This is a genomic window from Rhodococcus sp. BL-253-APC-6A1W, assembly GCF_012843405.1.
GTDB lineage: Bacteria > Actinomycetota > Actinomycetes > Mycobacteriales > Mycobacteriaceae > Rhodococcus.
Map to the genome: position 1 here is coordinate 26,224 of NZ_JABAFB010000018.1, position 11,280 is coordinate 37,503.

Consider the following 11,280-nt stretch of genomic DNA (forward strand, 5'->3'; position numbering starts at 1 on the left):
TTGAGGACATGACACTCTCGACACCGGCCGCCGAGGTCGACGACGACGACTTCCGCGAGATCCTCGCCCAGACCCGGGCGTTCGTGCGCACCGTGGTCGTGCCGCGAGAACAGGAGATCGCCGAGACCGACGCAATCCCCGACGACATCCGCCGGGCCGCCGAGGAGATGGGTCTGTTCGGGTACGCCATTCCCCAGCAGTGGGGCGGGCTCGGCCTGAATTTGATGCAGGACGTCGAACTGGCGATGGAGTTCGGGTACACCACCCTGGCGTTGCGCTCGATGTTCGGCACCAACAACGGAATCGCCGGTCAGGTGCTGGTCAACTTCGGCACCGACGAGCAGAAGCGGCAGTGGCTCGAAGGCATCGCCTCAGGGGAGGTCGTCGCGTCCTTCGCTCTCACCGAACCCGGCGCCGGATCGAATCCGTCCGGACTGCGCACCCAGGCCGTGCGCGACGGGGACGACTGGGTGATCACCGGCGAGAAACGGTTCATCACCAACGCGCCGCTGGCAGACCTGTTCGTCGTCTTCGCCCGTACCCGGCCCGCCGACGACAACGGCCCCGGCATCGCGGTGTTCCTCGTCCCGTCCGGCACCGACGGTGTGCAGGTGGCGGGCAAGGACTCGAAGATGGGCCAGGAGGGCGCCTGGACTGCCGACGTGCACTTCGACGCCGTGCGGGTTCCCGCCTCCGCGCTGGTCGGGGGCAGCGAGGACGTGGGATACAAGGCGGCGATGGTGTCGCTCGCCCGGGGCCGCGTGCATATCGCCGCCCTGTCGGTCGGGCAGGCGCAGCGGGCACTCGACGAGTCGGTGGCCTACGCGGCGACCGCCACCCAGGGCGGTGCGCCCATCGGGAACTTCCAGCTCGTGCAGGCGATGATCGCCGACCAGCAGACGGGCGTAATGGCCGGTCGCGCACTGGTGCGCGATGCGGCACGAGCATGGGTCGAAGAGACCGACCGGCGCATCGCACCGTCGGTGGCCAAGCTGTTCTGCACCGAGATGGTGGGCAAGGTTGCGGATCTGGCTGTCCAGATCCACGGGGGCACCGGCTACATGCGGGAGGTGCCGGTCGAGCGGATCTACCGCGACGTGCGTCTGCTGCGACTGTACGAGGGCACCAGCGAGATTCAGCGTCTGATCATCGGTGGCGGGCTGGTGAAGGCGGCGCAGCGCGGTTGATCGTGCGCTTCCGGACCCGCTCGCGTAGATCCGTCTTCAGGATCTTGCCCGCCCACGATCGGCGATATAGACGAACCCGTCGGCATCCCGGTGAGCGATGTCGCCGGTGGCGAGCCACCCGTCGACGTACTGCTGTGCGGTGATCTCAGGATGCCCCAGGTAGCCGTCGGTGACCTGGGGGCCGCGCACCCACAGTTCGCCGTGCTCGCCGTCTCCGAGAACGAGCGACGGATCGCCCTGCGCGCGGATCTCGATCTCGGTGTCGAACACAGGGAGGCCGACACTACCGAGCCGGTACTCGACATCGGCGACGAGCGGCACTGCCGTGACGACGCAGGTGGCTTCGGTGAGCCCGTATTCCTCGGCCACACGGGCGCCGGGGAATGCGCGCCGGAGATTATCGAGCGTCCCGGGGTCGACCGGGGCAGCTCCGCACGACACCGCACGTACCGACGAGAGGTCTCGCGACGCCACGTCCGGGTGGATCGCCAGCGCGTGCCACATCGCCGGCGTACCGGTGATGTACGAGACGCGGTGCTGCTCGATCTCCTTCAGCGCGCGGGCAGGGTCGAACCTGCCCGACAACACCTGGGTCACACCGCACATGAGCAGGAACGACGTGTTGATCAGTGCGTGCGCGTGGAACAGCGGTGACACCACAATTGTGGATCCGGTGCCCGGGACCACACCCGCGATATCGAGGCCTTCGATGGGCTCGAGGGTCACGAGACCGTCCGGCCCGGCTACCAGCTGAGTGCCGGCACACCACCCGCACATCTGCGTGACGTTGGCCAGGACGTTGCGATGTAGAACGCGCACGCCTTTCGAAATGCCCGTTGTGCCACCGGTATACGCGATGTGTGCAACGTCGTCGGGGGATACGGTCGCGGGGATGAACGACGTGCGCTGCCCGGCGATCACATCGCTGAAGCGCATCGTCGCGGGGTTGCCGCCGCGCACCGCCTCGTCCGAGACGACCGCGATCAGACCGACCGTCGTATCGGCCTGAGCGCGCAGGAGCGTGTCGAATTGTTGTTGCCCGGTGACGGCCGCGACAGCACCGGTCTCCTCGATCCGTCGGCGCAATTCAGGCTCGGGCAGCAACGGATTCACCGGCGCCACAGCCGCACCCACACGGAGCGCCCCGTAGTACGCGACGTGGAATTCAGCGCAGTTCCCGAGGTGGAGGAGCACGACGTCACCAGGTTCCACACCCGTGGAGCCAAGCGCACGAGCGAATTGCGCCGACTGCTCGTCGAGTTCGCGGTAGCTGTACACGCGCTCACCGTCGACGATCGCGGGCCGGTCGCCGTACGCGGCCGCCATGCTCGACGCCCACACCGCCATCGACGTCTGCGGATACGACAGGCTCGTCGACGTCCACGTCGAACTGCTGGGATTCATTGCCGCGCCCCGATCAGCGCGGTGCCATGCGGATGGCTCCGTCGAGACGGATCGTCTCGCCGTTGAGGTAACCGTTCTCGAGGATATTGACTGCGAGACGGCCGAATTCGTCGGGGTCGCCCAGCCGCGAGGGATTCGGCACGGTCGCTTCCAGCGACTTGCGCACGTCCTCGCGCAGTCGCGCCAGCAACGGGGTATCCATGATGCCGGGTGCGATGGTGTTGACGCGGATACCCTTGCTCGCGAGGTCGCGGGCCGCGACGATCGTCATTCCGACGATGCCGGCTTTGGACGCAGAGTAGTTGATCTGCCCGATCTGTCCTTCGAACGCGGCAGCCGACGCCGTCATCACGATCGCGCCACGCTCTCCGTCGATCGGTTCGAGTTCGGCCATGCGCTCGGCGCCGAGTCGCAGTGCGTTGAAGGAACCGGTCAGGTTGAGCCGGATCACGAACTCGAAATCCTCGAGCGACCCGGCCTTGCCGTTCTTGTCGAGGATGCGCATCTTGCGACCGGCACCGGCGCAGTGCACGAGGCCCCGGAGGCCACCGCGTTCGTGTGCGACGTCCAGTGCGGCTGCGAACTGCTCCTCGTCGGTGATGTCGGCGGGCGCGAAGATCGCGCCGTCACCGAGTTCGGTGGCGATGTCCGCGCCGTTCGACGACGGCAGGTCGATGAGGGTGACGGTACCGCCGGCCGCGAGCACACGACGGGCGGTGGCAAGACCGAGACCCGAAGCACCGCCGGTCACGGCGACGGAAAGATCCTTGAGTTCCATGGTCGTATCAATCCTTGCGTGGAGTGCGAGTGCTTTGACTGTGCAGTTTCGCGGTCGGAGAGCAGTTCGAGGTCAGCGCAGTTCGAGATCTACAGCAGTTCGAGGACGGTGGCGTTCGCCATTCCGCCGGCCTCACACATCGACTGCAGACCGTAGCGGATGTTGTTGTCGCGCATGTGGTGCACGAGGCGGGTCATGAGAATCGCACCGGACCCGCCCAGCGGGTGGCCGACACCGATCGCGCCGCCGAGCGCATTGACGCGGGTACTGTCCGCGCCGGTCTCGGCGAGCCATGCGAGGGGTACGGGGGCGAACGCCTCGTTGATCTCGAATGCACCGATCTCGTCGATCGACAGGCCGGAACGTTTCAGCACTTTCGCCGTGGCGGGGATGGGGCCGGTGAGCATGACGACCGGGTCGTCGGCAGCGACGACGGTGGTGTGGATCCGCGCGATCGGTGTCCAGCCGTGTGCCGCGGCGTACTCGCTGGTGGTGACCAGCAGTGCGCCTGCACCGTCGGAGATCTGCGAGGAGTTTCCGGCGTGGATCACGCCGTTCTCCTTGAACACTGTCTTCAGCTTCGCCAGCGATTCGACGGTGCCGCCGCGCCGGATACCTTCGTCCGAGGTCAGGCCCGCGACGGGTGCGAGCTGCTTTTCGAAGGCCCCCGAGTCGGTGGCAGCTGCGGACAGTTCGTGCGAGCGCAGCGAGTACTCGTCGAGCCGGGTGCGGGAGAGTCCCCATTTCTCGGCGACCATCTCGGCGCCGATTCCCTGGCTGAAGCCCTCGACTCCGAACCGCTCGAGCACGTTCGGCGGGAAATGCTCACCGTTCTTGGCGGCGCTACCCATGGGGACGCGGCTCATGGTCTCGACCCCACCGGCGATCACCACGTCGTTCTGGCCCGAGATCACGGTTGCCGCGGCGAATGCGACCGCCTGCTGGCTCGACCCACACGCACGGTTGACGGTGGTCGCGGGAACGGACACGGGCCAGCCCGCCGCAAAGACCGCGGTACGGGCGACGATCCCGGCCTGTTCACCGACCTGGCTCACGCAGCCCCACACCACGTCGTCGACGGTCGCAGGGTCGAGGCCGGTGCGGTCGGTCAGGGCGGTGAGCACGTGGGCCGACAGATCGACGGGGTGGATCTCGGACAGCGCACCCCCGCGACGGCCTATGGGTGTACGGACGGCGTCGACGATCACGGCATCACGCATGAGATGTCCTTCTCTGGTGCAGACGGGTGCGTTGTTCTCACCGTCGAGGGGACCACGCGCACGACGGTGAAGGAAAGGCTTTCGGCGGAAGCTTCCGTTAGGTGGAAGCTATGCCGGGTCAAGCCCCTGGTAGTGGTGTAACTGTTTTGTGATCCTTCGTTGGTGGTCAGGCGGGTAGTTGCATCAGGTCATCGGTGCTCACCTCCGTCGCCTGGCTCGGGTCGGTGTCGGTGGTCAGGGTGAGTCGGCAGCGGCCCAGGACTTCCAGGCCGAGGTATCGGCGGCCTTGAAGCCCATTCGTCGCTCTGCTCGGCCAGCACGGCGCCGATCAGGCGCACGATGGCGTCCCGGTTGGGGAAGATCCCGACGACAGAACTGCGCCGCCGGGCATCTCGCTACGGGGCATAGCGGATTGCTTGTCCTGGGGGCCGGACCATTCGTTCTGGAAAGAGAACATGATCTCCAAGTATTCTTTGCCGCTATAACTGGAAAGGATCATCTCTTCGGTCCAATCTCCTCGGTGAGAGATCCGGCGGTAATGTCAATTCTCAGAGATTAAATGTGCTCGATAATTTGATCTAGTAAACGAATTCAGAATAACTATTGCTCGCCCCTTCCCTGAGTGGCTGCGGCCGTGCTACCTTCCTGTGGCCGGCGACAACGGCGCATGTCACGGGTATGGAGATGTAGGTGGGGCAGAAAGTGAAGCTATTCAATAAGCACAGTTCGGGCAATGTCAGGATCGGCACGAATGTGCCTCCGGGGGAATGCGCTAACGGGACGTGGATAAAAGCAGATGATGCTACTCGGGGCCCGAGGGTGACTCTGATTGGCCCCAGAAAGGCGGCCTGAAATGACCACCAACTTTGACATCACCTGTGACGCGGATAACGTGGCTGACAAGCTCGAGTCGCACTGCTGGAATGGCTCAGCGGGGAGCTCGGACGGCGATCGCGCGCCTGCCGCTCCAGTGGGTCGGCCGAAGGTGGTCCTCGTGACCAGGCTGTGTGGGCAGAAGCGGCCCGGAGGCGCGGGCGGATCGCTGGCCAGGTGGCGCAGGTGGCAGGACTGGTAGGCCTGGCTATCCGGCAGGTCAACGTGCACGGAGACCTCGGCATCGCATGGATCCTGCTCGAGCAGTCGCGGCAACAGCTGGGGCACGCCTGGGTCACGGCCGGAGCTTCCGGAGAAACCATTGCGGGTGACGACCCCGATGTTGACCCAGAAGTGCAGTCGCACGCTCTGCTGACGTTCTTCTTGCAGCGCGATCTGATGCCGTGGCCCGGAGATGCTCCTCAGGTGGTCGACTTCGGGGTCGGGAACGGTGTCATTCCGGACTTCCGCCCCGACGCCCCGGTGGAGATGGTGTCTCTTCAGCTACTCGCCGACGCGGCGATGACCTTCCGTGCCGGACACGTTGTCGATGACATCTCGGACCGCGTGATGTCGATGGCTTTCGGGGAACACGTGTGGGCCATCCTGGACCTGGCTATGGACCTGCTCGAGTTCACCGCGGACGACGACGACGATGCCTGCCGGCCAGATGCGCTCGTCGACACAGGGCGGGAAGCGGCGCACCTGACGAGTGGGGCTTTTCGGCCGGCATGGCGGGTGTTCACCGGGCCCGCCGGCTTCCCGGACGCTGCCTGAGTCGCTTCTTGTGGGCCGATGAACGCAGCAAGGACTCCTGGGGTCCGGCAGCGTCCTCGGCGTCCCGGACCCGCTTTCACCACGGTATCCGGTCGTCGTCCGACATCTGGGCGCATGGCCCGCGGCCGTCGCCGGTGGAGCCGAGGCGGCTCAGGCTGCCGGCCCCACGGATCGAACACTGGATATTTCGGGCAGGGGCAGCCGGCAGAGGCGATGGGCTTCCTCCGCCGGAACGCCGAACGCGCGGAGGACGTCCTCGGCCATCCCGTCGGTCGCCTCCGCGTCGTCACGTTCGGGTTGATCGTGCAGTAGCTGGCCGAGACCGATCGTCGCTCCGGCGGCGAGCGCGAGGGCGACCTGCGGGTCACGGATGGTGAAACGTCCTGAGGCGGCGGCCGCTTCGATGTCCCGCAGCGCACGCGGCGCCAGTCCACGGTCCGCCATGACCAGCGATGATCTGTGGGCGAGTAGGACACGGCAGAGTTCGGGCTCGATCCGGTGCAATCTGCCCGTGACCCGGAACGAGAACGCGAAGACCTCGGCAGGATCTTCAATGGCCCCGGTGAGCTCATCGAGCAGGTTGCCATGGGCTTCCAACGCGTCGTCGACCGCTGCTCGGAACAGTTGTTCCTTGCTGTCGAAATGGTTGTAGAAGGACCCCATCCCCACGTCCGCAGCCTGGGTGATCTCGAGGACGGGGACGTTCAGCTTGCCTTGGGCGATCAGTGACTGGGCCGCACGGATCAGCGCCGCGCGTGTACGCGCCTTGCGCAGTTCGAGACGACTCGCTTTGTCTCCGTCGCTGCTGGTCACCACACGTCTCCGTCCTCCGTCACGCAACCTCCTCAACGTAGCACTCGCCACTCAGTTCTGACGATTTCGTCAAAACACTTGACTGACGAACCGTTCGCAAGTGACGATAACGTCAGAACGTGAGGAGTAGCACAGATGAGTGAAGGCGCCGGCACGCATGCCGGATTGCACAGCGAGCAGGGCGGTCTCCGAGGCGAACACCCTGGACGTGCGACAAATCCGGTCATCAAGGTCCGCGATCTCGCCTGGCTGGAATTCGAGAAGCCCGATCTCGTCGCCGCCGAGGCGTTCTCCGCGGCATTCGGTTTCTCGACCGCTGTCCGCACAGAAGACGAGCTGTACCTGCGCGGCACCGATGGCGGGGCGCCGTGTGTGATCATCAGAAAAGGGACGCGGTCGGCCTTTGTCGGTGCCGCGCTTCTCGCTGCCGATACCGCGGACGTACTCCGCCTGGCGGAGGCGACGGGACGCGCGATCCGGCCGCTGCCGGACGTCGTGGGCGGCGTCGGGGTTGATCTCACCGACCCGAGCGGCACATCAGTGCGAGTCGTCGCGGATATGCACACGCTGCCGGAACTGGAAGGCCAACAACCACACTCGTTCAACTTCGGGCACACCGTCGAGCGCGTCAACCGCACACAGCGACCACCCCGGGGGCCAGCCCGGGTCCAACGCCTCGGTCATCTGGTTCTGCAGAGCACCAAGTACCTCGAGACGCTGAACTGGTACCTCCGGCATCTGGGACTGATCGTCAGCGACTTTCTGTACTACCCCGGCCAGCGTGATCGCGGCCCCGTCATGAGCTTCATGCGCTGCGACCGCGGCGCAGAACCGACCGACCACCACACTCTCGCCCTGGTGCTCGGCCCCTCCGATCGATACGTGCATTCCGCGTACCAGGTCAGCGACCTCGACGCCTTGGCCGCAGGTGGTGAGCACCTCCTCGATCTCGGATACCGCCGATCCTGGGGGATCGGCCGACACATCCAGGGCAGCCAGATCTTCGACTACTGGCGCGACCCCGACGGCTTCCTCGTCGAACATTTCAGTGACGGTGACCTGTTCGACAGCACACTCGAACCGGGCTGGGCCCCGATGAGCGCGTCAGGGCTCGTCCAGTGGGGCCCGCCGGCGACGAGGGATTTCCTCGGCGTCGCTCCCGGTCGGGATTCGCTCCACGAGCTCCGCGCGATGATCCACGCGCTCCGCACCGACAACGAATTCGACGCCCACCGCCTTCGCGGCCTACTGAAAGTCCCGACCACATGAGCATCTCCGTCCTCCGCACCGCCGACAACTGGTGGGTCAAGACCCCCTCCGGTGCCGCCAGAGTGGACACCGCGGCCACCACCACTGCCGAACTCGTCCGTGACCGTGCCGCGATCGACGCCGCGGCCAGCACCGGTGAGGTCGTTCCGGTCGAGAGTCTCGACCTGGTCGCCCCCGTGACCGCTCCCTGCCGGGTGGTTGCGCAGATGACGAACTTCGCATCCCATGTGAAGGACTCGGGACTGAACCCCGAGACCATCCCACTCACGTTCTTCCGGAAGGCCTCCGGGTCCATCAACGGGCCGTTCGACGACGTGGTCAAACCCGCACACGTCAGACTTCTCGACTACGAGATCGAGATCGGACTCGTCCTCGGCGAGACGGTGCCGGTCGGCACGGTCATCACTGACGAGAACGTCGCCGACGTCGTCGCCGGGCTGGTCATCGTCAACGATGTCTCCGCGCGTGACGTACAACTGCCGAAAACCCAGTTCTACGAGGCCAAGTCCTATCCCACATTCACCCCCGTGGGCCCTGAGCTCGTCCTGCTCGACGAGGGAGACTTCGCACGTTTCACCGACCTTCGCCTGGTCCTGCGGGTCAACGGCGAGGTCCGCCAGGACATGACGATCGGGTCGGACATGATCTACCGTCCCGCGAAGGCACTGCAGGCCTTGTCGACGTTCCAGCGACTCGACGCCGGCGACCTGGTCTTGACCGGCACCCCCGGCGGTACCGCACTGACCGCCCCGCCCAAGCCCATCGAGATGATCGGCTCTCTGCTGCCGCCCGCGCTGAAGTGGAAGAGCTTCTTCAGAGCCCAGGCCAGGAATCCGAAGTACTTGAACGACGGCGACCTTCTCGAGTTGTCGGCCGCCACCGGGGACGGGACGCTCGACCTCGGGATCCAGCGCACGAAAGTGCGGTATTCCTGATGGCCACCGCAGCGCGATGCCGGTGATCGCATGACCCGGACGCACTACCCGGTCGTCGTCGTGGGAGCCGGCCCGACAGGCATGACCGTGGGAACCCTGCTGGCCCGCTACGGGATCGACACCCTGATCCTCGACCGGTGGGACGGCATCTACCCGCTGCCACGCGCGGTCCACCTCGACGACGAGGTGTACCGGATCATCGCCCGCCTCGGTCTGGCTGACGAGTTCGCCGGAATCGCGCGCCCGGCGTCGGGCCTGCGCCTGGTCAACCGCGACCTGACGACGCTGCGGGAGTTCCGGCGCGAAGCCGCGAACAGTCCGCACGGGTTCCCCCAGGCCAACTTGTTCGACCAACCGGAATTCGAGCACATACTCCGTACGGGCCTGGCACGGCACGAGTCCGTCACGATCGCAGGCGGCAGGCAGGTGACGGGCGTCGCGCACACCCGCGGCGGCGCCCGGGTCGACTACATCGACCGCGTCTCCGGCACGCGAGGATTCGTCCATGCCGACTACGTCCTGGGGTGCGACGGCGCGAACAGCATCATCCGGTCCGCCATCGGCTCACAGATGCAGGACCTGGGATTCGAGCAACGGTGGCTCGTGGTCGACATCGCCACCGACAGGGAACTCGGGCACTGGGAAGGAGTGCACCAGGTCTGCGATCCGGTTCGGGCCGCGACGTACATGAGGATCGGTGACAGCCGCCACCGCTGGGAGTTCCGACTGCACGACGGCGAGACCGCCGGCAGTTTCCCCACGCTCGAGAGCCTGCACTCGCTGCTGTCGCCGTGGATCGAGAACGTCGACACAGGGGATCTCGAGCTCATCCGTGTCGCCGACTACACGTTCCGCGCCCAGATCGCCGACCGGTGGCGAGACCGGCGGGTGTTTCTCCTCGGCGATGCCGCCCACTTGACGCCACCGTTCATCGGCCAGGGAATGGGCGCCGGAATCCGGGACGGCGCGAATCTGGCCTGGAAACTGGCCGGCGTTCTCGATGGCACCCTGCCTGAATCGAGCCTGGACAGCTACCAGCTCGAGCGAAAGCCCCACGCTGCATTCATGGTCCGACTCGCCCTGGCACTCGGATGGGCCATGACCGCCGGCGGCGAACTCGGCCATATGGCGCGGCGGCAACTCGTCCCCCTGGCGGTGAAGGTCCCCTCGATCGGCGCGAAGATCACCACAGGTGTCACCCCGGCCCTGCGGAGCTCACCCTTCGTCCACCGCCGCGCACTGCGCCGGGGGCTTTCCGGGACCCTGTGCCCTAACCCGGTTCTCGCCGACGGGCTGAGCGTGGACGACATCGCGCCCGATCGATTCCTGGTCGTGACATCCGTCGACCCCACCGACGACCAACGCTTCGAGATCGAGCGCCGCGGAGCATGTGTCGTGCACGCGCCGCCCGGATCGGCCCTCGGCCACTGGCTCGACCGTGGGCACGCCACCGCCGCGATCGTCCGCCCCGACCGCACGGTCATGGCCGCCACCCGCTCGTTGGCGGGCCTGTACACAGCGCTACCGACGTTCACCCCCGATGCACTGCCAGGAGGCACCAGATGACGCGCTCGACACCGGCCCGCTCGCCCCGCTACCTCGTCCTCGGTCTCGGTCTCGCTGCAGCGCTACCGATATCCCTCGCCCCGGCCGCCGGTCAAGCCCCTGGTAGTGGTGTAACTGTTTTGTGATCCTTCGTTGGTGGTCAGGCGGGTAGTTGCATCAGGTCATCGGTGCTCACCTCCGTCGTCTGGCTCGGGTCGGTGTCGGTGGTCAGGGTGAGTCGGCAGCGGCCCAGGACTTCCAGGCCGAGGTAGCGGCGGCCTTCGGCCCATTCGTCGGTCTGCTCGGCCAGCACGGCGCCGATCAGGCGCACGATGGCGTCCCGGTTGGGGAAGATCCCGACGACATCGGTGCGGCGGCGGATCTCGCGGTTGAGCCGTTCGGTTATCCGGCCCTCAGGGTCGGATCAACCCCTGATTGCCGATTTGGGTCAGCGGTCGAGCCGCTGCAGGTGGTCGGTC

Annotated in this window: 8 protein-coding genes and 3 pseudogenes; 5 read left to right on the forward strand and 6 right to left on the reverse strand. The window is 66.3% G+C overall.

Going from position 1 to position 11,280, the window contains the following annotated elements:
* Positions 1 to 8 precede the first annotated feature (8 nt).
* Positions 9 to 1,187 (forward strand): acyl-CoA dehydrogenase family protein, encoded by a 1,179-nt coding sequence (locus tag HF877_RS20400; RefSeq protein ID WP_169623027.1) that lies wholly within the window; start codon positions 9 to 11, stop codon positions 1,185 to 1,187.
* A gap of 54 nt (positions 1,188 to 1,241) precedes the next feature.
* Here HF877_RS20400 and HF877_RS20405 read toward each other — a convergent pair.
* From HF877_RS20405 to HF877_RS20420, 4 genes and pseudogenes are all read right to left on the reverse strand, one after another.
* A pseudogene (locus tag HF877_RS20405) lies at positions 1,242 to 2,591 on the reverse strand (AMP-binding protein); the annotation flags it as partial.
* A gap of 13 nt (positions 2,592 to 2,604) precedes the next feature.
* The gene (locus tag HF877_RS20410) at positions 2,605 to 3,369 is read right to left on the reverse strand and encodes an SDR family NAD(P)-dependent oxidoreductase (protein WP_169623028.1); all 765 of its coding nucleotides are present in this window, start codon (positions 3,367 to 3,369) and stop codon (positions 2,605 to 2,607) included.
* An 89-nt stretch (positions 3,370 to 3,458) separates the two neighbouring features.
* A complete protein-coding gene (locus tag HF877_RS20415; protein WP_169623029.1) occupies positions 3,459 to 4,589 on the reverse strand; it encodes a thiolase family protein in 1,131 nt (376 codons plus the stop codon).
* Positions 4,590 to 4,755: 166 nt separating this feature from the next.
* A pseudogene (locus tag HF877_RS20420) lies at positions 4,756 to 4,984 on the reverse strand (transposase); the annotation flags it as partial.
* A gap of 664 nt (positions 4,985 to 5,648) precedes the next feature.
* Between HF877_RS20420 and HF877_RS20425 the strand changes: the two are divergent.
* Entirely contained in the window at positions 5,649 to 6,239 is a 591-nt protein-coding gene (locus tag HF877_RS20425) for a hypothetical protein (protein ID WP_157662945.1), read from the forward strand.
* Positions 6,240 to 6,389: 150 nt separating this feature from the next.
* Here HF877_RS20425 and HF877_RS20430 read toward each other — a convergent pair whose 3' ends face one another.
* On the reverse strand, positions 6,390 to 7,052 hold the full coding sequence (locus tag HF877_RS20430) for a TetR/AcrR family transcriptional regulator (RefSeq protein ID WP_064077175.1): 663 nt from the start codon (positions 7,050 to 7,052) through the stop codon (positions 6,390 to 6,392).
* A gap of 135 nt (positions 7,053 to 7,187) precedes the next feature.
* On the opposite strand from HF877_RS20430, the gene HF877_RS20435 reads away from it, so the two are divergent.
* Genes HF877_RS20435 through HF877_RS20445 form a run of 3 tightly spaced genes read left to right on the forward strand, consistent with a single transcriptional unit; the run spans position 7,188 to position 10,822 of the window.
* Positions 7,188 to 8,321 (forward strand): VOC family protein, encoded by a 1,134-nt coding sequence (locus HF877_RS20435; RefSeq protein WP_064077171.1) that lies wholly within the window; start codon positions 7,188 to 7,190, stop codon positions 8,319 to 8,321.
* A complete protein-coding gene (locus HF877_RS20440; RefSeq protein WP_064077170.1) occupies positions 8,318 to 9,256 on the forward strand; it encodes a fumarylacetoacetate hydrolase family protein in 939 nt (312 codons plus the stop codon). Before HF877_RS20435 ends, HF877_RS20440 begins: the two co-directional genes overlap by 4 nt.
* 30 nt (positions 9,257 to 9,286) lie before the next feature.
* Positions 9,287 to 10,822 carry a bifunctional 3-(3-hydroxy-phenyl)propionate/3-hydroxycinnamic acid hydroxylase gene (locus tag HF877_RS20445; RefSeq protein WP_064077169.1) on the forward strand — a complete coding sequence of 512 codons (1,536 nt, stop codon included), beginning with the start codon at positions 9,287 to 9,289 and terminating at the stop codon, positions 10,820 to 10,822.
* Positions 10,823 to 10,961: 139 nt separating this feature from the next.
* Here the strand turns inward: HF877_RS20445 and HF877_RS20450 are convergent.
* A pseudogene (locus HF877_RS20450) lies at positions 10,962 to 11,201 on the reverse strand (transposase); the annotation flags it as partial.
* Between the last annotated feature and the right edge of the window lie 79 nt (positions 11,202 to 11,280).